Source organism: Caldimonas caldifontis (genome assembly GCF_002930615.1).
GTDB classification, from domain to species: Bacteria; Pseudomonadota; Gammaproteobacteria; order Burkholderiales; family Burkholderiaceae_C; genus Caldimonas; species Caldimonas caldifontis.
This window is the reverse complement of the sequence record NZ_PSNX01000008.1, coordinates 17,617-37,486: the sequence shown is the minus strand read 5'-3', so window position 1 is coordinate 37,486 and position 19,870 is coordinate 17,617. Positions and strand designations below refer to the sequence as shown.

Sequence of the window (19,870 nt, the reverse complement as noted above, 5' to 3'; positions counted from 1 at the left end):
CATCGGGCCATGCGCGAAGCGCACGCCGGGCCGATGCCCCGCTCCTACAATCCTTGCCCACCGCCTGCGGTCCGCAGCGCACCATTCGCCCGAGCTCACGAAGGATCACGATGCCCTCCGCCGAAGACAAACGCGCCGAACTTCGCCAGGCCGCCCTCGAGTACCACGAGTTCCCCACGCCGGGCAAAGTGGCCATCGCCGCCACCAAGCAGCTGGTCAACCAGCGCGACCTGGCACTCGCCTATTCCCCCGGGGTGGCGGCCGCCTGCGAGGAAATCGTCGCCGATCCGGCCAACGCCTTCCGCTACACCTCCCGCGGCAACCTCGTGGCCGTGGTCACCAACGGCACCGCCGTGCTGGGCCTGGGCGACATCGGCCCGCTGGCAGCCAAGCCGGTGATGGAAGGCAAGGGCGTGCTGTTCAAGAAGTTCGCCGGCATCGACGTCTTCGACCTCGAGATCAACGAAAAACACGACCTCGACAAGCTGGTGGACATCATCGCCGCGCTCGAGCCCAGCTTCGGCGGCATCAACCTCGAAGACATCAAAGCACCGGACTGCTTCTACGTCGAGCGCAAGCTGCGCGAGCGCATGAAGATCCCCGTCTTCCACGACGACCAGCACGGCACGGCCATCGTCGTCGGGTCGGCCATCATCAATGGCCTGAAGGTGGTGGGCAAGCCGCTGGACAAAGTCAAGCTCGTCACCTCCGGCGCCGGGGCTGCCGCGCTGGCCTGCCTGAACCTGCTGGTGAAGCTGGGCATCCCGCGCGAGAACATCTGGGTCACCGACATCGCGGGGGTGGTGTACCAGGGACGCACCGAGCTGATGGACCCGGACAAAGCCCAGTTCGCCCAGGCCACCTCGGCGCGCACGCTGGCCGAGGTGATCGAGGGCGCCGACATCTTCCTCGGCCTGTCGGCCGGCGGCGTGCTCAAGCCGGAGATGGTGGCGAAGATGGCCCCCAAGCCCCTCATCCTGGCCCTGGCCAACCCCACCCCGGAGATCCTGCCCGAGGACGTGAAGGCCGTGCGCGACGACGCCATCATGGCCACCGGCCGCACCGACTACCCCAACCAGGTCAACAACGTCCTGTGCTTCCCCTACATCTTCCGCGGCGCCCTGGACTGCGGGGCCACCACCATCACCGATGAGATGGAAGTGGCGGCCGTGCACGCGATCGCCGAGCTGGCCCAGGCCGAGCAGAGCGAGGTGGTGGCGGCCGCCTACGCCGGCGCCACCCTGAGCTTCGGCCCCGAGTACCTGATCCCCAAGCCCTTCGACCCGCGGCTGATGATCAAGATCGCCCCGGCCGTGGCGAAAGCCGCGGCCGACTCGGGCGTGGCCACCCGCCCCATCGCCGACCTCGACGCCTACCGCGAGAAGCTGCAAAGCTTCGTCTACGCCTCAGGCACCACGATGAAGCCCATCTTCAACGTGGCCAAGCGCGCCAGGAACAAGCGCGTGGTGTACTGCGAAGGGGAGGAAGAGCGCGTGCTGCGCGCCGTGCAGGTGGTCGTGGATGAAAACCTGGCCCGCCCCACGCTGATCGGCCGCCCCGAGGTGATCAAGCAGCGCATCGAACGCTTCGGCCTGAGGCTGCAGCAAGACCGGGACTACGACGTGGTCAACACCGAGTTCGATCACCGCTACCGCGACTACTGGCAGACCTACCACCGCATGACCGAACGCAAGGGGGTGACCCAGCAGCTCGCCAAGATCGAGATGCGCCGCCGGCTCACCCTCATCGGCGCGATGCTGCTGCACAAGGGCGAGGTGGACGGCATGCTGTGCGGCACCTGGGGCACCACGGCCATGCACCTGCAGTACATCGACCAGGTGATCGGTCGGCGGGCGGGTGTGAACACCTACGCCTGCATGAACGGCCTCATCCTGCCCGGCCGCCAGGTCTACCTGGTGGACACCCACGTCAACCACGACCCCAGTGCCGAGCAGCTGGCCGAGATCACCGTGCTGGCGGCCGAGGAGATGCTGCGCTTCGGCCTGCAGCCCAAGGCCGCGCTGCTGTCGCACTCCAACTTCGGCTCCAGCAACCAGCCCTCGGCCGTGAAGATGCGCCAGGCCCTGGAATTGATCCGCGCCCAAGCGCCCTGGCTCGAGATCGACGGCGAGATGCATGGCGATGTCGCCCTGGATGCGGCCGCGCGCAAGGCCCTGATGCCCAACACCACCCTCAGCGGCGAGGCCAACCTGCTGGTGCTGCCCAACATCGACGCGGCCAACATCAGCTACAACCTGCTCAAGACCGCCGCCGGCGGGGGCATCGCCATCGGGCCGGTGCTGCTGGGTGCGGCCCAGCCGGTGCACATCCTCACCCCCTCGGCCACCGTGCGGCGCATCGTGAACATGACGGCCCTGGCCGTGGCCGACGCGAACTCCAGCCGCTGACCCAGTACGCCCCAGCCTGGGTCACCCCGAGGCGCACCCAGGCGGTGCCCCGGGGAGGCTGGCGTGTCCGACAGCACCCGCACGCCACCAGAAGAACATTTGTTCACCGATGTTTCTTGTTCAGTGTGCACTCACATTTTTGCTTCCGAAGGCCCTTCGGTTCTGCTGAAATTTGAGGCACAGCCTTGTGGTTTTGGTGCCGTTTCGGTACCATGACAGCTTCAGGATTCAGGGAAAACCCGTGGCAACCGCTGCATGGTCACTTCGGTGGCAGTCGCTCCGCAAGTTAGGAGTCACTACCGCCGCAGTCGCAGTGATTGCCTTGGGGCATGGTGCGCCATGGGCCAAGGGGCCCGCACCGAGCGGACCGGCCGACAGCGCTGTCGTCGCGCTGACCGACTTGCCCCGGCAAGCTCAGGACACCCACCGTCTCATCCTCGCGGGAGGCCCCTTCCCGTACGACAAGGACGGAACCGTGTTCTTCAACCGCGAGCGGTTGTTGCCGGCCAAGCCTCGCGGGCATTATCGCGAGTACACGGTCAGGACGCCGGGGGTGCGTCACCGCGGTGCGCGACGCATCGTCTGCGGCGGTCAGCCCCCCACGAAGCCTGAAGTCTGTTACTACACCGATGACCATTACGCGAGTTTTCGCCGGATCATCGAATGAGCCGCTTTTGAAGCAAAGAGGATCGTGACCATGCTTTTGCAGACCGTCCGTCCGAACATCGTCCAGTCCATCCGGGCCTTCCGGGTGGAGGACCTGATGCGGGCCGCACAAGACACCGGTCAGCACTTCCTGTATGCCAACCTGGGCCAGGCCCAGACCAAGCAAGAGGTGCTGGAAGGCATCGCCGAGGCCTTTCTGTTCCCGGCGCATTTCGGCAAGAACTTTGACGCCCTGTACGACTGCCTGACCGACCTGGTGAACAAGTCGGGCCCGCAGCCGGGCTTCATCGTGGTGCTGGAGCAGATTCCCGACAACCCCCGCTTCGACCGGGAGGCCCGCGAGCAGCTGCTCGATGTCTTCCGCGATGCGGCCGACTTCTGGGGCGATCGGAAAGTCCCCTTCCGATGTTTCTATTCTTTTCTGTAGCCCGCTCCCAGGAAATCGGGTCATGGGAGCGGGCCAGCGAGATGGCCCAAAGCGAGATCACGGTGAAGCCGGCCGCCAAGGCGGTCAAGACCACCGGCCCCAGCTTCGGCACACACATGCCGATGATGAGCAGCGCGTTCGATACCTCGGCGTGGCTGGTGGCCGCCTGACCAGTCACGGCGCCACCCACCTCTCCCAAGCGGCTCCTTCGAGCCGCTTTTTCTTTGCTCAGCCTGCGCAGGCCTGGGCCAGCGTCACGTACTCGGCCACCGGCACCTCCTCGGCGCGACGCTGCACGTCAAAGTTGCCGCCGAAGCCACGCGCCTCGAGCCAGCGGCCCAGGGTATGACGCAGGAGCTTGCGCCGCTGCGAGAAGGCCACGGCCACCAGTTCGCCCAGCAGCGCGGCATCGAGGGCCGGGGGGGTGGGCAGCGGCAGCATGCGCACCACGGCTGAATCGACGCGCGGCGGCGGATCGAAGGCCTGCGGCGGCACCTCGAAAAGCGATTCGATGTCGTAGCGCCACTGCAGCATCACGCTCAGGCGCCCGTAGTCCTTGTCGCCCGGCGAAGCCGCCATGCGATCGACCACTTCCTTCTGCAGCATGAAGTGCTGGTCGGCGATGGCCTCCACATGCGCAAGCAGGTGGAAGGCGATCGGCGAGGAGATGTTGTAGGGCAGGTTGCCCACCACGCGCAGGCGCTGCCCGCGTTCACGGGCCAGCGCACTGAAGTCCACGGTGAGCACGTCGGCCTCGATCACCTCAAGCTCGGTGCGCTTGCGCAGGCGCGCGGCCAGGTCGCGGTCGAGTTCGATCACCGTCAGCCGCTCGCAGCGCGACACCAGCGGGTCGGTCAGGGCGCCGAGCCCCGGGCCGATCTCCACCAGGGCCTCGCCGGGACGGGGGTCGATGGCGCGCACGATGGCATCGAGCACCGACGTGTCGGTGAGGAAGTGCTGGCCGAAGCGCTTGCGCGGAGCGTGCTTCACAGCTGCGGCTGGATGCGGATGTCGATGAAGGCACGCTCGCGGATCTCGCGGGCCCACTCCTCGTAGGTTTCCTCGTACTTGCGTTCGCGCAGGGCGTTGCGGGCCAGTTCACGCTGTTCGCGCGGATCCACCTGGGCCTGGCGGCGGTCGGTGACCTGCATCAAGTGGGCGCCGAAACGCGACAGGAAGGGCTCGGAGATGCGCCCGGTCGGCAAATCGGTCATCACGCGCTCGAACTCAGGGACGAACTGCCCGGGGCTGGCCCAACCCAGGTCGCCACCCTGCGCAGCGCTGCCATCCTCGGAGAACTCGCGAGCAAGCTGGGCAAAGCCCGCCTCCCCCTGCTCCACCCGGCGCTTGTACTCGGCCAGCCGGCGCAAGGCGGTTTCCGCAGTGAGCTGGGGCGACAGGCGCAGCAGGATGTGGCGCGACCGCGTCTGGGTGATGGTGTCCGCGCTGCCGCCCCGGCGATCGAGCAGCTTGAGCACATGGAAACCGGCTCCAGAGCGCACCAGCGCGGGCGCCACCTCACCGGCTTTCAGCGGTTCGACGGCCGTCAGGAACAGCTCCGGCAGACGCGACGCCGGCCGCATGCCCAGGCGCCCCCCCTCTTCACGATTCGCACCCTCCGAATGCGCACGGGCCAGCGCGGCGAAGTCTTCACCGGCGCGGGCCCGGGCCAGCAGCGCTTCGGCCCTGGCACGCCGCTCGGCCACGACGGCGTCACTGGCCCCTTCGGGCACCGCCACGAGCAACTGGGCGATGTCGTACTCCTGCGCGCCAGCCCGCTGGTTGCGTTGCTCGGCGAGATAGTCGTCGATCTCGGCCTCGGTGACCCGGATGCGGCCTTGCACCTCGCGCTCGCGCACGCGCTGAAGCAGGATCTGGTCGCGCAGATTGTTGCGAAAGCGCGCGTAGTCGAGCCCCTCGGCGGCCAGCCGCTCGCGGAACTGGGGCAGGGTGAGCTGGTTCTGGGCCGCCACGTTGGCAGCCGCCCGGTCGAGTTCGGCCTCGTCCACGCGCAGGCCGGTGTCCCGGGCATGGGACAGCTGGGCGCGGTCATCGATCAGGGCATTGACCACGTCATTGAGCAGTTGCTCACGCGCCGGCAGGCGTGCGCCACTGCGTGCCGCGTCCTGCTCGATGGCCTGCAGGCGGCGCATGACATCGCTGTAGGTCACGAGCTCCTGGTTGACCACGGCCACGATGTAGTCGCCCCGCGCAGGCGCGCTCAGCTGGGCCACGGACACCGCAGGGGCGAGCAGCGCGCCGGTCAGCAACAGGGGAGCGGCCAGGACGCGCAGGCCATGCGGAAGGAGACGCCTCAGAAAGTGTGGGGTCATGGGCATGAGATGCAGAAGCCGACCGCGCGTTCACTCGCGCAGCAGCTGGTAACCGGGGATATTGTCCTTCAAGGTCCGCAAGGGGTTGCTGCCCAGCCGCGACAGGCCCACGAACTCCAGCTGCAGCATCAGCCGCGTCACGGCTTCCTGCTGGCCTGTGGAGCGTCGCTCGGCCACCACCCGCCCGATCCAGCACCCCGAGTCGTATTCGAAGCCCAGCAGAGAATCGGTGATGCGAGATTCCGCCAGGCTGTAGTTGAAGCGACCCACGCTGTACCAGCGACCGCTGCAACCGTCCCCGGCGCCGCGCCCCGACCCGGTGTACACCGGCCACTGCCAGCCGACATCCATCTGTTCGCTGGCGTTGCGCACCAGGCTGTAGCGGGCGCTGAGCGTGCGGAACGGGCCGGGCGAGTAGCGCGCCGACAGCGTGGAGCGGGCGGTGCGCTTGATCTCCGGGTTGTACTGCACCGACCCGCCCAGGGTCCAGGACGGGATGACGCTGGTCGAACCCAGCAGCAGCAGGTCGCTGGAGCGCTGGGTGAAGGGCACCCCTTCCGGGGTGATGCGCTGGTCGGCGAACAGGTAGCGCTGGGCCACGCCCAGACGCAGCACCTCGGCACCGGAGGAAGGATCGATGAGGCGGGAATCGACACCGGCCGTGACCTGGCGCGCGTCGGCCACCCGGTCCACCCCTGAGAAGGGGTTGGCATCGAACAAGGTGGTGAAGTTCAGGTCCTTGCCCGCGCTGTCGAAGTTGGGCAGGTCGGCCTGCTCGCGGAAGGGGGTGTGGACGACGAGCAGCCGCGGCTCGAGCGTCTGGAGGTAGTTGCGGCCGAACCAGGTGGCATCGCGCTCGAAGCGCAAGCCCCCGTCGAGGCTGACGCTGGGGATGAACCGGGACGCGCGATCGCGCCCACCGCTCAGGCTGGGCTCGTCCAGGCGGTAGCTCGCGGCATTGAAGTCCAGGCGCGGGGTGAGGAAGGCACCGGGTGTGTCGAGCAGCGGCCAGGACAGGCGCCCCAGCGCATGCGTGCGCTGACCCTCGGGCCGTCCGGCGGCAGCGTCGGGGAGTTCGAAGCGGTTGTATTCGAGTTCGAGGTCGAAGCGCGGCCCCACAGCCTCGCCCCAGCTGCGGCGCAGCCCGAGCTGGGGGGCCCGGGCGTAGGGGGCATCGATCGGCGCCTCCAGGTCCTGCAGCACCTGCCAGCGCTGCACACGGGCGTAAGCCTGCCAGCGCCCCCGCCCGCCCCAGTCGGTGCGCAGATCGCTGGCCAGCAGCCGCGGCGTGAGGCTGGGGATGTTGCGCTCGAAATCCTTCCAGTACTCGTCATCGGAGGCCCGGGTGTGGGTCCAGCGGTAGCGTCCCTCCAGCGGAAGTGCACCACGGTGCTGCAGGTGCAGCAGGTCGCGCCGCTCGCCGGTTGTCCGGTCATTGGGCAGCAGTTCGAGCTGCATCTCGCCCGAGTGATTCGGCAGCAGGTAGCGCAGCTCGCTGCCCAGCCCGGCACCGCGGCGCGTGGACAGGCTGGGAGTGAGCGTCATGTCCAGCTGCGGTGCGATGTTCCAGTAGTAGGGCACCGCCACTTCGAGGCCGCTGCGGCTGTCGAGGTTGATGGACGGCGGCAGCCAGCCCGACTTGCGTGCGTCGGTGATGGGAAAGCTGAGCACCGGTGCCCCGAGGATGGGCACACCGTAGAAGCGCAGGACGGCGCCGGTGGCCACCCCTTCGTTGTTCTCGAAATCGAGCTTCACGCCACTGGCTTCGAGCACCCAGGCGTAGCTGCCGGTGTCGTCCGGCGTGCAGCTGGAATAGGTCGCGTCGATGGCCGCCACTCGGTTGCGGCCGAGGAAATCCAGCCGCGCGGCCTGCCCGCCGGCGCCGGTGACGTCGAAGTGATAGGCCGGGTGCAGGAAGAAGCCTTCGTAACGCTCGATCTGCAGTTGCAGCTCCGGGCCGCGAAAGACGTTGCCGTCGCGACGCACGACCACGCCCCCCTGGGCCTTGGCCACGCCGGTATCGGGGTCGTATTCCAGGCGATCGGCTTCGATCTCCAGCGGTCCCTGCGACAGCGCCACCTCCCCCTGGGCCACCGTCGGCCCTCCCACCTGGCCGCTCAATTCCTGCGCACGCAACACGATGGGCACGGGCGCCTCCCCGGCGGGCGCCGCCGTCGCGCAGGCGCCCGCCAGCGTCCAGGCCAGCAACGGAAGACGAGCAGACAGTACGAGGCGTGGCAAAGCGAAGCTGCGGGCTTTGTCCGCCGAAGGCGCCGGCGGGGGTTTGTAGAATCGATCGATTATTTCACGACCCGTGCATGAGCCCCATCGAGCCCGTCTCCCCCGCGTCCTCCCCCGTCTCGACCGTGTCGTGGAGCGACCCCGCGCGGGAGCGTTCCTTCCACGCCTGGCTGGACAGCCTGCAAGGCCTGGGGCTCGTGCCCGGCTCGGTGCGCCCGGCCAGCGCGGACGCGAGCTTTCGCCGCTACCTGCGCATCGACACTGCCCACGGCACGCGCATCGTGATGGACGCCCCGCCCAGCCACGAAGATTGCCGCCCCTTCGTCCAGCTGGCCCGCCTGCTGCGCGCCGCCGGCCTGCAAGCCCCTGAAATCCTGGCCTGGCACGAAGCCGAGGGCTTCATGCTGCTGTCCGATCTCGGTTCCACCACCTACCTGCAGGCGCTCACCGACCGCCCCGACCAGGCCGACGCGCTCTACCGCGACGCCCTGGCCGCCCTGGTGCGGCTGCAAGGCCTCGAGGTCCGCACGCAGGTTCCGGCCTATGACCGCGCATTGCTGCTGCGCGAGATGCAGCTCTTCCCCGACTGGTACATCACCCGCCATCAGGGCCTGGTGCTGAGCGAGAAGGAACAGGCCGTGCTCGAACGCAGCTTCGAGCACCTCCTGGCCAACGCCCTGGACCAGCCGGCCGTGCTGGTGCACCGCGACTACCACTGCCGCAACCTGATGCTGTGCGGCGAACCCGGCAGCGCGAGCAATCCCGGCGTGCTCGACTTCCAGGACGCCGTCTGGGGCCCCATCACCTACGACCTGGTCTCGCTGCTGCGCGACGCCTATGTCGAATGGGACGAAGCCCAGCAGATCGACTGGGCCGTCCGCTACTGGGAAGGTGCCCGCCACGCCGGCCTGCCGGTGCGCTCCGATTTCGGCGAGTTCTGGCGCGACTTGGAGTGGATGGGCCTGCAACGCCACCTCAAGGTGCTGGGCATCTTCTGCCGCCTCTATCACCGTGACGGCAAGGAGGGCTACCTGAAGGATCTGCCGCTGGTGTGGCGCCATGCCCACCGTGTGGCCAGCCGTTACCGCGAGTTCGCAGCGCTGGCCCAGCTGCTCGAGAAGGTGGCGGGCGAACAGCGTCGGGTGGGCTACACCTTCTGAGTCAGGCCATCGCGGCTCTCAGCGCCATGTCGCCCACCGCCGGGCCGCAGCCATACCCCGGGGTCTCGCAGCCCGCTGCGGCGAGCCAGGGATCGTGGTCCTCCCCGCCGAAGGTCTCGACCAGGAAATCCAGAAAGGCCCGCGTGCGGGCCGGCAGGTGCTTGCGCGTGGGGATGGCCGCATAGATCTGCGTCGTGAGGACCTGCCACTCGGGCAGCACCCGCTCGAGGGCATGCTCCAGGAGGGCGTCGGCGACCACGAAGGAGGGCAAGCCGGCGATGCCCATGCCGGCCAGGGCCGCAGCATAGGTGGTGTCCAGGTGGGCGGTGCTCAGCACGGTGGCCTGCGGTTCATGCACCACGGTTTCCTCGGCATGCCCTCGGGCATCGATCCCGCGCTGGAAACTGATGCCGCCTTGCAGAATGCTCGACGGTGGCAGAAGCGAATCGTGACCCATCAGCTCCGACGGATGCCGGGGTCGGCCACGGCGCTCGAGATAGTCGGGAGAGGCACAGGTGATGACCTCGGAGCGGGCCAGACGCCGGGCGACGAAATGACCGTCCAGCGGCTTGGAGCCCAGCATCAGGATGCTCACGTCGTGGGATTCGTGGACGGTTTCCACCGGCCCGGGCACGGTGAGTTCGAGCGACACCTGCGGATACCGCGCCCGAAACCGTGGCAGGTGCTTGGCCAGCTGGTGCACCGCGAAAGCGGGCGGGCACACCACGCGCAGGTGACCGGCCGGCTCCCGCACGGCGGCCTGGGCCAGTGCCTCCGCCTCCTCCACGTCAGCGAGGATCTGGCGCACCCGTTCGAGGTAGGCCTCACCGGTGTCGGTCAGGCTCAGGCGGCGCGTGGTACGCTGGATCAGCCGGGCGCCCAGGTGAGCCTCCAGATCGGCCACCGCCCGGGTCACCACGGCGGCCGAGAGGTCCAGGGCTCGCGCTGCAGCGGCAAAGCCGCCGACCTCGATCACCTTCGCGAATATGCGCATGGAATGCAATCGATCCATTTCAAGTCCTGAGTTCCTTGCAGATTTCGCAATTGTTCATTGAAGTCCAAGACGTTTTTCGGCTCAGGGTTAACACCTAAAGTTCATCCCATCGATGAACCGATGCCCTCCGCAAGACGGTCGGTTCACCGAGGGGCCGCTCAGGATGAGCCCGGTCGGCCCGATTCGGAAACCCTCACTATGGAGCCCTCATCATGAACGCCAAGACCCTGATCGCCGCCGTCCTCTCCGCTGGTTTCGCTGCCGGTGCCTTCGCCCAGGAAGCCACGATCTTCGAGATTCCCACCACGTCCCAGCTGACCCGCGCCGAAGTCAAGGCCCAGGCCGATGCCGCCGACCGCGCCGTGGTGTTTGCCGGTGAAGCCACCGTGTTCCCGCAAACCACCGTGGCGGCCCAGCCCCGCAGCCGCGCCGAAGTGCGTGCCGAGGCTCGCCAGGCCCTGCGCGACGGCTTCAGCTTCGGCGGTGAAGCCACCTACTTCCCCGAAGAGCAGTTCGCCAGCGTGCGTACCCGCGAGGAAGTGCGCGCCGAGGCCATCCAGCACCTGCGCAGCCAGCGCGCCGGCAGCTGATCGCCCAGTCCCGCCCGAGCCGGGGGGCAGGGGTTTTGGCACACTGTGTGCCCATGCCCCGCCTCTTCGTGGATGCCCCCCTCGCTCGGGACCTTCTCCTCACCCTCCCTCCCGGACCGTCCCGGCATGTGCAGGTGCTTCGCCTGCAGCCCGGTGACGGTCTTGTGCTTTTCAACGGTCAGGGGGGCGAATGGGCCGCCACCGTCACCCGCATGGGTCGCCAGGACGTGGACGTCCGCGTCGATCTACACCTGCGCACCGATCGAGAGTTGCCGCGACGGGTGACTCTGGCCGCAGGCATGCCCGCCAACGAGCGCATGGACTGGCTCGTGGAGAAGGCCACCGAACTTGGGGCGGCCGCCTTCGCGCCCCTGGTGTGCGAGCGCTCGGTGCTGCGCCTGGCCGGCGAGCGCGCGCAGAAGAAGCAGGCCCACTGGCAGGGCGTGGCCGTGGCTGCGGCCGAACAGAGCGGACGCACCCGCGTGCCCGCCGTGCATGGGGTGCAGCCCCTGCGGGAGGGCCTGGCGGCCCTCGATGCCGGTGCCACGCGCTGGGTGCTCAGCCTGCGGGACGATGCCTTGCCGCTGCCGCAGGCGCTGCGCGAACTGCCGGCCGAGGGCTCCCTGGTCCTGCTGAGCGGCCCCGAAGGCGGCCTGAGCCCCGCCGAGGAAGACCTGGCCCGCTCGCTCGGCCATCGCCCCGTGAACCTGGGCCCGCGCGTGCTGCGCGCCGAAACCGCGCCACTGGCCGTGCTGGCGGCCCTTGCCGTGGTCTGACGGCCGTTCACGTTTGCGGCGACACTTGGGGCTCCCCATCTCCAACCGCCGCCATGAACCACCATCTCTGGCTCCTGACGCTGTGTCAGGGCTTTTTCATGACCAACAACGTCACCTTCATCGCCATCAACGGGCTGGTGGGGCTGGCGCTGGCGCCGGTGGCCTGGATGGCCACCCTGCCGGTGATGGGCTATGTGGTGGGCGGGGCCCTGGCCACCGGGGTGGTGGCCCGCACGCAGCGGGCCTGGGGCCGCAAGCGTTCCTTCCAGGCTGGGCTCCTGGTGGCCATCGGCGCGGCCGCGCTGTGCGCCTATGCAGCGGCCACAAGCCAGTTCTGGCTGCTGGTGGCCGCCACGGTGATGGCCGGCTACTACAACGCCAATGCCGCGCTCTACCGCTTTGCGGCCGTCGAGCTGGTGCCACCGGCCGCGAAGGAAAAAGCCATCTCCTGGGTGCTGGCCGGTGGGATCCTGGGCGCGGTGATCGGCCCCAACCTCGCTCATCACACCCGCGACTGGTTCAGCGTGCCCTTTGCCGGCGCCTATGCCGCGCTGGCCGGTGTGGCGCTGCTGTCGCTCGCCGTGCTGAGCTTCATCCACTTCCCCGCCCTGCCCCAGGCCGACCCGGCCCACCCCGGACGCCCCCTGCGCGAGATCGCGCGCCAGCCGGTCTTCATCGTGGCGGTGATGTGTGCCGCGCTGGGCTTTGGCGTGATGAACCTGCTGATGGCCGCCACGCCGATCGCCATGCAGCACCACCACCACGAGTTCCGCCACACCGCGCTGGTGCTGGAGTGGCATGTGCTGGGCATGTTCGTGCCCAGCTTCTTCACGGGTCACCTGATCAAGCGCTTCGGTGCGGTGAAAGTGCTGTGGGCCGGCGTGGCCCTCAACCTGGGCTGCATCGCCGTGGCCCTGTCGGGGGTGGACCTGATGCAGTTCCTCATCGCGCTGCTGCTGCTGGGCGTGGGCTGGAACTTCCTCTACGTGGGGGGCACGACCCTCTTCACCGAGGCCTACCGCCCCGAGGAACGCACCACCGCCCAGGCCGCGATGGACTTCTGGGTGATGAGCACGATGGCCGTCACCTCCTTTGCCTCGGGTGCGCTCATCACCTCGCAGGGCTGGAGCTGGCTGAACTGGGGCTCGCTGCTGCCCGTGGCCCTGGTGGCCGGCGGCATCGTGTGGCTGACGGCGCAGCGGCGCGTGGCCGCGGCCTGATCTTGCGCTTCAGTCGCGCAGCAGCGCGGCGTCCCAGGCGCGCACGCGCTGGTGCTGCTCGCCCAGGCCGGTGATGCCCAGGCGCAGTTCGTCGCCGTCGCGCAGGAAGCGCGGAGGCTTGGCGCCCATGCCCACGCCGGGGGGCGTGCCGGTGCTGATGAGGTCGCCGGGGCGCAGGGTCATGAAGCGGCTGATGTAGCTCACGAGCGGGGCCACGCCAAAGACCATGGTGCGGGTGCTGCCGCGCTGGCGCGGCTCGCCGTTGAGGTCGAGCCAGAGGTCCAGGGCCTGAGGGTCGCCCACCTCGTCGGCGGTGACGAGCCAGGGGCCCACCGGGCCGAAGGTGTCGCAGCCCTTGCCCTTGTCCCACTGGCCGCCGCGTTCGAGCTGGTACTCGCGTTCGGACACGTCGTTCACCACGCAGTAGCCGGCCACGAATTGCAGCGCGTCGCTTTCGCTCACGTAGCGCGCCGTGCGGCCGATCACGACGCCCAGCTCCACCTCCCAGTCGCCCTTGAGCGAGCCCTGCGGCAGCACGACGGTGTCGTTCGCGCCCACCACGCAGTCGTTGGGCTTGAGGAAGAGGATGGGCTCCTTGGGCACAGGCATGCCGGCCTCGGCCGCGTGGTCGCTGTAGTTCAGGCCCACGCAGACGAACTTGCCCAGGCCCGACCAGGGCGGAGCGATGCGCCCGGGCGAGGCGACGAGCGGCAGCGTGGAGGGATCGACCTGTCGCAGCCGGCCCAACCCTTCGGGCGTGAGCGTCTGCGCGGTGATGTCGGGGATCACCCCGGAGAGGTCGCGCACCTGGCCCTGTGCATCGACCAGGGCCGGGCGTTCGCGGCCGGGTTCGCCGTAGCGCATCAGCTTCATCGCCACCCCCTCAAGGCATGGCCGCGATCACGCCGGCCACGGCCGCGGTGAGCTTCTTGCCGTAGGGCACGTGCAGGAATTCGTTGGGCCCGTGGGCATTGCTCTTGGGGCCCAGCACACCGCAGACCATCATCTGCGCCTTGGGGAAGCCCTGCTGCAGCAAGCTCATCAGGGGAATGGTGCCGCCCTGGCCGATGAAGCCCACCGGCGCACCGTAGAAGGACTGCGAGGCCGAATCGAGCGCCTGGTGCAGCCAGGGCGCGAGCGTGGGCGCGTTCCAGCCAGTGGCCGCGCCGTGGTCGCTGTGGAAGGTGACCTTGGCCTGGTACGGCGGGTCGGCTTCGAGCAGGGCTTTGAGTTCCTGCGCGGCCTTGGCGCCATCCACCAGGGGAGGCAGGCGCAGCGAGAGCTTGAAGGCCGTGTAGGGGCGCAGCACGTTGCCGGCATTGCCCAGAGCGGGGAAGCCTTCGGCGCCGGTCACGCTGAGCGTGGGCTTCCAGGTGCGGCGCAGCAGGGCTTCGGCGGGGTCGGTGGTGGTGGGCAGGGTGAAGGCGCCATCCGCGCCGCAGGCCCAGGGGAAGCGCTTCCACACTTCATCGCCCAGGATCTGCGCGGTGGCCCGGGCCTGGTCGATGCGTTCGGCCGGGATCTCGCAGTGGAAGCTCTCGGGCAACAGGCGGCCGGTGGCGCTGTCCTCGAGCCGGTCGAGCAGGCGGCGCAGGATGCGGAAGCTCGAGGGCACCAGGCCGCTGGCATCGCCCGAGTGCACGCCTTCGGTGAGCACCTCCACCTTGAGCACGCCGCTGACCATGCCGCGCAGCGAGGTGGTGAGCCACAGCTGGTCGTAGTTGCCGGCGCCGGAGTCGAGGCACACCACCAGGCTCACCTCGCCCAGGCGTGGGCGCAAGGCGTCGATGTAGGCCGGCAGGTCGTAGGAGCCGCTTTCCTCGCAGGTCTCGATGATCCCCACCACGCGCGGGTGCGGGATGCCCTGGCGCTGCAGGGCCAGCAGCGCGGTGATGGAGGCATAGACGGCATACCCGTCATCGGCCCCGCCGCGACCATAGAGCTTGCCGTCCTCGTACTTGGGCGTCCAGGGGCCGAGATCGGAACGCCAGCCGCTGAATTCGGGCTGCTTGTCGAGGTGGCCGTACATCAGCACGGTGTCGGTGCTGCCCGTCTTCGTGGCGGGCACCTCGAAGAAGATCACCGGCGTGCGCGGCCGCCCGGCGGCGTCGGCGAGGCGCACCACCTCCAGCGTGAGGCCCGCGACCTTCTTGCTTTCCACCCAGGCCGCCGCGTTGCGCACCACGGTCTCGAGATGATCGTTCTGCACCCACTGCGGGTCGAAGGCCGGCGACTTCGCGGGGATCGCGATGTAGTCGGACAGCAGCGGGACGATCTCGCGGTCCCAGGTCTCGTTGACGAAGGCTTGCAGGCCGTCGGGGTCGGCCAGGGGGTTGAGCGGCAGGCGGTCGGGGGCGTTCATGCGGTACTCCTTGGAACGACGTCAGGAGGAATCCGCACAGTGTAGGCCGGCAACCCCGGATGTGCCTATCCGGGGATGTTTCAGGTGTGAACTATCCCTGGGTGCGCGGGAAGCGCTCGTCCAGCCAGCCGCGCATCGTGTCGAAGACCTTCTCGCGGGCCTCCAGCGGCTCGTTCACCAGCTCGTGGAAGTAGCCCTCGAAGGGGTGCGCCTGCACCAGATGCTTCGGTGCGAGGGCCGCAAAGGTGGCGCTGCCGGCGGGGCGCACCAGGCGGTCGGCCCCGGCCCACATCAGCAGCGTGGGGTGTTTCCACTGTGCAGCCCGGGCGCGCACGAACTCGCCGCCTTGCAGCAGGAAGTTCACCAGGCGCGGGGTGATCTTGTCGTGCACCAGCGGGTCGTTCTTGTAGGCGATCACCTCGTCGGCATCGCGCGAAACGCCGTTCGCGTCCAGGCCGTTGGGCAGTTGCAGCGTGGGCGTGAGACTGTAGCTGGCCTTGAGCGCCCCGCGCTGCAGCGTGGACAGGCCGATGTCCAGCGCTGGCGAGGACAGCATCACGGCGTCCACCGGGCGCAGTTCGCCCGCCACGAAGCGCGCCACGGTGAGCCCGCCCATGCTGTGGCCGAACAGCACAAGAGGCCCCGGATGCTGCTCGCGCACAAGGTCGATGACGGTGGCCAGGTCGGTGAGCAGGTCGTCGTCCTTCTGCAGGCTGCCACGCGGCCCCAGCGACAGGCCATGGCCCCGATGGTCGTAGCCCACCACCTGGAAGCCCCACTCGCGCAGACGCGTGGCCACGTGCTCGTAGCGCGCACTGTGCTCGCCCAGCCCGTGCACGATCAGCACGGTGGCACGCACGCGGCCCTCAGGGGCCGGCCAGGTGCGCAGGCTCAGCAGGGTGCCGTCGTAGGCGGACAGTGTGGACACGGTGGCGGTGGAGGCTTTCGTCATGGTGTGCACATTCAATGGAACCGGCTGGACTATGCTTGCATGCCACCGTACTGTCCAGCCCCATGAACCCGACGGCGTCCTCCGACGATCACCTGCCGTATGCCGGCCTGCGGGTGGTCGAGCTCACGCACATGGTGATGGGCCCGAGCTGCGGCCTGCTGCTGGGCGACCTGGGCGCCGATGTCATCAAGATCGAACCGCCCGGCGGCGACCCCACGCGCCGGCTGCTGGGCTCGGGTGCGGGCTTCTTTGCGATGTTCAACCGCAACAAGCGCAGCCTTGCGGTGGACCTGAAGGATGCGCGCGGGCGCGAGGTGCTGCTGCGGCTGGTGGCCACGGCCGACGTGTTCTGCGAAAACTTCAAGCCCGGCGCCATGGCGGCACTGGGGCTCGACTACCCCTCGCTCTCGGCCCTGAACCCCCGGCTGGTGTATGTGTCGCACAAGGGCTTCCTGCCCGGCCCCTACGAACACCGCACCGCGCTGGACGAGGTGGTGCAGATGATGGGCGGGCTGGCCTACATGACCGGCCCGCCGGGCCAGCCGCTGCGCGCGGGCAGCAGCGTGAACGACATCATGGGCGGCCTCTTCGGGGCGCTGGGCGCGATGGCGGCGCTGGCCCGGCGCGAGAAGACCGGCCGCGGCCAGGAGGTACAGGCCGCGCTCTTCGAGAACAACGTCTTCCTCGTGGCCCAGCACATGATGCAGTTCGCGGTGACGGGCCGCCCCGCCGCCCCCATGCCCGCGCGCATCTCGGCCTGGGGCCTCTACGACGTCTTCACCGTGCGGGACGGCGGGCAGATCTTCCTGGCCGTGGTGTCCGATACGCAGTGGGCCACCTTCTGCGCCGCCTTCGGCCTGGAGACGCTGGCGGCTGACGAGCGGCTGCGCAGCAACAACGACCGCGTGCGCGCGCGCGACTGGCTGATCCCACGATTGCGCGAGCACCTGGCCGACCTGCCGGCTGACGAGATCGCCCGCCGCTTCGAGGCCCACGGCCTGCCGTTTGCGCCCATCACGCGCCCGCACGAGCTCTTTGACGACCCCCACCTGCGCGCCACGGGCGGCCTGGCCCCGGTGCACCTGGCCGGCGACACCCACGGCGGCGGCCACGCCGTGGACACCGCCGTGCCCCTGCTCCCGCTCACCCTCGACGGACAGCGCCTGCCCTTGCGGCGCGCGCCACCGTCCATCGGCGAACACAGCGACGAGCTGCTGCACGAGCTGGGCTACCGCAACGGCGAGATCGAGGCGCTGCGCGAGGCAGGGGTGATCGCCCTGCAAGACGCTGGGTCATCCCGTCCCGGCGGCTAAGCTACGGGGTTTGTGTCCTGAAGTCCGTCCGATGAAACCCAAGCGCCAGAACAACCCGCTGCTCGAAGTCGTGATCGCGATCGTGATCCCGGCAGTGATCCTGATGAAGCTCAGCGGGGCCGAGCACCTGGGCCCCGTGCGTGCCCTGCTGCTGGCCCTGGCCTTTCCGCTGGGCTGGGGCCTGTACGACGGCATCCGCAACCGGCATCTGAGCTGGATTGCGGCGCTGGGCCTGGTGAGCACGCTGCTCACCGGCGGCATCGGCGTGATGCAGCTCGACACCCAGTGGCTGGCCGTCAAGGAAGCCGCCGTACCCGGCATCATCGGCCTGGTGGTGTTCGCTTCGGCCTTCACGCGCACGCCGCTGATCCGAGCCCTGGTCTACAACGACACCGTGCTCGACGTGCACCGCGTGCATCGCCACCTGGAAGAGCGCGGCAATGTGAACGCCTTCGAAGCGCGACTGCGCACCGGCACGCTGCTGGTGGCCGGCACCTTCGCGTTCTCGTCGGCAATGAACTACATCCTCGCGCGCTGGATCGTCACCAGCCCCTCAGGCACCGAGGCCTTCAACGAGGAACTCGGGCGGCTCACGCTCGTGAGCTACCCGATGATCGCCCTGCCCTCGATGCTGATGATGGCCGGCGTGCTGTACTACCTGGTGCACGGCGCCAAGGCGCTCACCGGGCTGAAGCTCACCGAGATGCTCCACCACGGCGAGGAAGAGGCCCAGCAGGGCTGAGCGCTCACCAGGGCGCCGCGTCGGCCTCCACCGGCGTGGTGTCGAGCACGGGGGCCGGGGCCGCCGCCGTCACACCAGGCTCCTGTTCGCCGCCCAGCGCCTCGATCAGGTCGGGAATGAGGCGGCGCAGCTCGCCGGTGGCAATCGCCACATCGGCATCGAAGGCCTCGTCAGCCCCCACGCTGGGGCGGCCTTCGTACACACCGTCCAGGAAATCCAGCCGCTTGAGCTGCAGGCCTTCGGTGAGCACGAAGGACACGCGTTCGGCCCAGGTCAGTGCCAGCCTTGTGGGCTGCTTGCCGGCCTGGATGTGCCCACGCACCTCATCGGTGTCGAGCGGGTGGCGGGCATAACGCACCACCGACTTCATCTCGTCGGCCGACTTCAGCTCGCATTCGCGGTCCACGGTGAACCCGGCCGCCGGCTCGCCGCTCACCAGCCAGTCCGACATCAGCGCCTGGGGCGATTGCGCCGTGTGGATCTGGCGGACTTCGAAACCGGGCAGGGCCTTCACCAGCAGGGTGATGACTTCTTCGGCACGAGCGGCGCTCGACGTGTCGATCGCCAGCAGGTGCCGCGCCGGATCGATCCACACCCACAGCGCCGAGGCCCGCGCGAAGGCCTGCGGCAGCAGCTCCAGTGCGGCCTGCTCGCGCAGCTCCTTCATCTGCTTGCGCCCCGGCTTGCGGCCGGTGCTGTGCTCGATGCCCTCGGCGATCTCGTCGGCGCGCTCACGCACCACCGAGGCGGGCAGCAGCTTGCGCTCGACCTTCAGGCGCAGCACCCATTGGCCATCCACCACCTCCAGCAGCGGCCCATGGGCCTCGCCGCGGGGCGGCACCCAGCCGGCCGACTGCGGCTGCGACGCCCCGCAGGGCAGGAACACATCCTTCTGCAGCAGGTCTTCCACCTGCGAGGACGAGGCCGACCACGCGGCCCCGATGCGAAACAAGCTCAGGTTCTTGAACAAGGACAACCCTCTGGCGCCCCAAGGTCGGGGCAAAGGGCGCATTGTCCACGCAAGGGCTCAGACCTCGGCCGCCGCCACCTGCCGCAGGGCCTGTTCGAACACCTCGACCGGCTGGCCGCCCTGGATCAGGTGGCGGTCGTTGAGGATGACCGAGGGCACCGCACGGATGCCGTGCTGGCCGTAGAAGCGCTGGCGCTCGCGCACCGCTTCGGCGTAGTCATCGCCTTCCAGGATCTGGCGCGCACGGCCTTCGTCCAGGCCCACCGAGGCCACCACACGCAGCAGCACCGCCGCATCGCTCGGGTCCTGGCCCTCGGTGAAGTAGGCGCCCAGCAGGGCCTTCTTCAGGCGGTGCTGGGCGTCGCCGCCCCGTTCGCCCGCCCAGTGCAGCAGGCGGTGGGCGTTGAAGGTGTTGACGATGCGGCCACGCTGCTCCATGCGGAAGGTGAAACCCACGCCCTCGCCGCGCTGGCGGATCATCTCGCGGTTGGCCGCCACCTGCTCGGGCGTGAGGCCATACTTCTGCGCAAGGTGCTCGCCGATGTCCTGGCCTTCGGGTGGCATGTCGGGGTTCAGCTCGAAAGGCTGGAAATGCAGGCTCACCGGCACGCTGGGGCCCACACGCTCGATCGCCTGTTCCAGGGCGCTCAGGCCGATGGCACACCAGGGGCAGACGATGTCGGAGACAAAATCGATCTTCATGACGGGGAGTATCC

19 protein-coding genes are annotated in these 19,870 nt (G+C 68.9%); 10 read left to right on the top strand and 9 right to left on the bottom strand.

What is annotated here, in order from left to right; genetic code table 11:
* Nucleotides 1-110: 110 nt before the first annotated feature.
* The 4 genes from C1704_RS09700 to C1704_RS17860 all read left to right on the top strand — a co-directional run bounded on the left by C1704_RS09700 (nt 111) and on the right by C1704_RS17860 (nt 3,671).
* A complete protein-coding gene (locus C1704_RS09700) occupies nt 111-2,408 on the top strand; it encodes an NADP-dependent malic enzyme (protein ID WP_104302525.1) in 2,298 nt (765 codons plus the stop codon).
* Between the two features lie 316 nt (nt 2,409-2,724).
* Nucleotides 2,725-3,075: a guanyl-specific ribonuclease gene (locus C1704_RS09695; RefSeq protein ID WP_104302654.1), complete on the top strand. Its 351-nt coding sequence runs from the start codon at nt 2,725-2,727 to the stop codon at nt 3,073-3,075.
* 30 nt (nt 3,076-3,105) lie between these two features.
* Complete coding sequence (locus tag C1704_RS09690; RefSeq protein ID WP_104302524.1) at nt 3,106-3,501, top strand: barstar family protein; 396 nt, start codon at nt 3,106-3,108, stop codon at nt 3,499-3,501.
* A 41-nt stretch (nt 3,502-3,542) separates the two neighbouring features.
* Entirely contained in the window at nt 3,543-3,671 is a 129-nt protein-coding gene (locus C1704_RS17860) for a hypothetical protein (protein WP_259371315.1), read from the top strand.
* A gap of 58 nt (nt 3,672-3,729) precedes the next feature.
* Here the strand turns inward: C1704_RS17860 and rsmA are convergent, their stop codons facing one another.
* The 3 genes from rsmA to C1704_RS09675 are packed head-to-tail and all read right to left on the bottom strand — an operon-like array spanning nt 3,730 to nt 8,075.
* Entirely contained in the window at nt 3,730-4,491 is a 762-nt protein-coding gene (gene rsmA, locus C1704_RS09685) for a 16S rRNA (adenine(1518)-N(6)/adenine(1519)-N(6))-dimethyltransferase RsmA (RefSeq protein ID WP_104302523.1), read from the bottom strand.
* The gene (locus C1704_RS09680) at nt 4,488-5,834 is read right to left on the bottom strand and encodes a peptidylprolyl isomerase (protein ID WP_104302653.1); all 1,347 of its coding nucleotides are present in this window, start codon (nt 5,832-5,834) and stop codon (nt 4,488-4,490) included. Before C1704_RS09680 ends, rsmA begins: the two co-directional genes overlap by 4 nt.
* A 30-nt stretch (nt 5,835-5,864) precedes the next feature.
* On the bottom strand, nt 5,865-8,075 hold the full coding sequence (locus C1704_RS09675; protein ID WP_104302522.1) for an LPS-assembly protein LptD: 2,211 nt from the start codon (nt 8,073-8,075) through the stop codon (nt 5,865-5,867).
* Between the two features lie 77 nt (nt 8,076-8,152).
* Here C1704_RS09675 and C1704_RS09670 point away from each other — a divergent pair, with 77 nt between their 5' ends.
* Complete coding sequence (locus C1704_RS09670) at nt 8,153-9,235, top strand: aminoglycoside phosphotransferase family protein (protein WP_104302521.1); 1,083 nt, start codon at nt 8,153-8,155, stop codon at nt 9,233-9,235.
* A gap of 1 nt (nt 9,236) precedes the next feature.
* Here the strand turns inward: C1704_RS09670 and C1704_RS09665 are convergent, their stop codons facing one another.
* The gene (locus tag C1704_RS09665; protein ID WP_245876443.1) at nt 9,237-10,229 is read right to left on the bottom strand and encodes a LysR family transcriptional regulator; all 993 of its coding nucleotides are present in this window, start codon (nt 10,227-10,229) and stop codon (nt 9,237-9,239) included.
* A 212-nt stretch (nt 10,230-10,441) separates the two neighbouring features.
* Between C1704_RS09665 and C1704_RS09660 the strand changes: the two genes are divergently transcribed.
* From C1704_RS09660 to C1704_RS09650, 3 genes are read left to right on the top strand one after another with little or no spacing between them, the layout of a single operon-like run.
* Entirely contained in the window at nt 10,442-10,819 is a 378-nt protein-coding gene (locus C1704_RS09660) for a DUF4148 domain-containing protein (protein ID WP_104302519.1), read from the top strand.
* Nucleotides 10,820-10,872: 53 nt separating this feature from the next.
* A complete protein-coding gene (locus C1704_RS09655) occupies nt 10,873-11,595 on the top strand; it encodes a 16S rRNA (uracil(1498)-N(3))-methyltransferase (protein ID WP_104302518.1) in 723 nt (240 codons plus the stop codon).
* A gap of 53 nt (nt 11,596-11,648) precedes the next feature.
* Nucleotides 11,649-12,815, top strand: coding sequence for an MFS transporter (locus tag C1704_RS09650; protein WP_104302517.1), 1,167 nt, complete (start codon nt 11,649-11,651; stop codon nt 12,813-12,815).
* A 9-nt stretch (nt 12,816-12,824) separates the two neighbouring features.
* On the opposite strand, the gene C1704_RS09645 is transcribed toward C1704_RS09650, so the two are convergent.
* The 3 genes from C1704_RS09645 to C1704_RS09635 all read right to left on the bottom strand — a co-directional run bounded on the left by C1704_RS09645 (nt 12,825) and on the right by C1704_RS09635 (nt 16,129).
* Nucleotides 12,825-13,688, bottom strand: a complete 864-nt coding sequence (locus C1704_RS09645; protein WP_104302516.1) for a fumarylacetoacetate hydrolase family protein — start codon at nt 13,686-13,688, stop codon at nt 12,825-12,827.
* 10 nt (nt 13,689-13,698) lie between these two features.
* Nucleotides 13,699-15,177 carry a M20 family metallopeptidase gene (locus tag C1704_RS09640; RefSeq protein ID WP_104302515.1) on the bottom strand — a complete coding sequence of 493 codons (1,479 nt, stop codon included), beginning with the start codon at nt 15,175-15,177 and terminating at the stop codon, nt 13,699-13,701.
* Between the two features lie 91 nt (nt 15,178-15,268).
* Nucleotides 15,269-16,129 (bottom strand): alpha/beta hydrolase, encoded by an 861-nt coding sequence (locus C1704_RS09635; protein ID WP_104302514.1) that lies wholly within the window; start codon nt 16,127-16,129, stop codon nt 15,269-15,271.
* Nucleotides 16,130-16,191: 62 nt separating this feature from the next.
* On the opposite strand from C1704_RS09635, the gene C1704_RS09630 reads away from it, so the two are divergent.
* Nucleotides 16,192-17,442, top strand: a complete 1,251-nt coding sequence (locus tag C1704_RS09630) for a CaiB/BaiF CoA transferase family protein (protein ID WP_104302513.1) — start codon at nt 16,192-16,194, stop codon at nt 17,440-17,442.
* A 31-nt stretch (nt 17,443-17,473) separates the two neighbouring features.
* On the top strand, nt 17,474-18,184 hold the full coding sequence (locus tag C1704_RS09625; protein WP_104302512.1) for a VC0807 family protein: 711 nt from the start codon (nt 17,474-17,476) through the stop codon (nt 18,182-18,184).
* A gap of 4 nt (nt 18,185-18,188) precedes the next feature.
* Here the strand turns inward: C1704_RS09625 and C1704_RS09620 are convergent, their stop codons facing one another.
* Together C1704_RS09620 and C1704_RS09615 are read right to left on the bottom strand one after the other, a co-directional pair.
* Nucleotides 18,189-19,154 (bottom strand): recombination-associated protein RdgC, encoded by a 966-nt coding sequence (locus tag C1704_RS09620; protein WP_104302652.1) that lies wholly within the window; start codon nt 19,152-19,154, stop codon nt 18,189-18,191.
* A gap of 57 nt (nt 19,155-19,211) precedes the next feature.
* Nucleotides 19,212-19,856, bottom strand: a complete 645-nt coding sequence (locus C1704_RS09615) for a DsbA family oxidoreductase (RefSeq protein ID WP_104302511.1) — start codon at nt 19,854-19,856, stop codon at nt 19,212-19,214.
* Nucleotides 19,857-19,870: the final 14 nt, after the last annotated feature.

What these genes read in the sequence shown, in the direction of transcription:
- C1704_RS09635 (WP_104302514.1), bottom strand. Translation starts at nt 16,129, where the DNA reads ATGACGAAAGCCTCCACCGCCACCGTGTCCACACTGTCCGCCTACGAC.
- C1704_RS09640 (WP_104302515.1), bottom strand. Translation starts at nt 15,177, where the DNA reads ATGAACGCCCCCGACCGCCTGCCGCTCAACCCCCTGGCCGACCCCGAC.
- C1704_RS09680 (WP_104302653.1), bottom strand. Translation starts at nt 5,834, where the DNA reads ATGACCCCACACTTTCTGAGGCGTCTCCTTCCGCATGGCCTGCGCGTC.
- C1704_RS09615 (WP_104302511.1), bottom strand. Translation starts at nt 19,856, where the DNA reads ATGAAGATCGATTTTGTCTCCGACATCGTCTGCCCCTGGTGTGCCATC.
- C1704_RS09650 (WP_104302517.1), top strand. Translation starts at nt 11,649, where the DNA reads ATGAACCACCATCTCTGGCTCCTGACGCTGTGTCAGGGCTTTTTCATG.
- C1704_RS09700 (WP_104302525.1), top strand. Translation starts at nt 111, where the DNA reads ATGCCCTCCGCCGAAGACAAACGCGCCGAACTTCGCCAGGCCGCCCTC.
- C1704_RS09690 (WP_104302524.1), top strand. Translation starts at nt 3,106, where the DNA reads ATGCTTTTGCAGACCGTCCGTCCGAACATCGTCCAGTCCATCCGGGCC.
- C1704_RS09660 (WP_104302519.1), top strand. Translation starts at nt 10,442, where the DNA reads ATGAACGCCAAGACCCTGATCGCCGCCGTCCTCTCCGCTGGTTTCGCT.
- C1704_RS09630 (WP_104302513.1), top strand. Translation starts at nt 16,192, where the DNA reads ATGAACCCGACGGCGTCCTCCGACGATCACCTGCCGTATGCCGGCCTG.
- C1704_RS09665 (WP_245876443.1), bottom strand. Translation starts at nt 10,229, where the DNA reads ATGCGCATATTCGCGAAGGTGATCGAGGTCGGCGGCTTTGCCGCTGCA.
- C1704_RS09670 (WP_104302521.1), top strand. Translation starts at nt 8,153, where the DNA reads ATGAGCCCCATCGAGCCCGTCTCCCCCGCGTCCTCCCCCGTCTCGACC.
- C1704_RS09645 (WP_104302516.1), bottom strand. Translation starts at nt 13,688, where the DNA reads ATGAAGCTGATGCGCTACGGCGAACCCGGCCGCGAACGCCCGGCCCTG.
- C1704_RS17860 (WP_259371315.1), top strand. Translation starts at nt 3,543, where the DNA reads ATGGCCCAAAGCGAGATCACGGTGAAGCCGGCCGCCAAGGCGGTCAAG.
- C1704_RS09625 (WP_104302512.1), top strand. Translation starts at nt 17,474, where the DNA reads ATGAAACCCAAGCGCCAGAACAACCCGCTGCTCGAAGTCGTGATCGCG.
- C1704_RS09655 (WP_104302518.1), top strand. Translation starts at nt 10,873, where the DNA reads ATGCCCCGCCTCTTCGTGGATGCCCCCCTCGCTCGGGACCTTCTCCTC.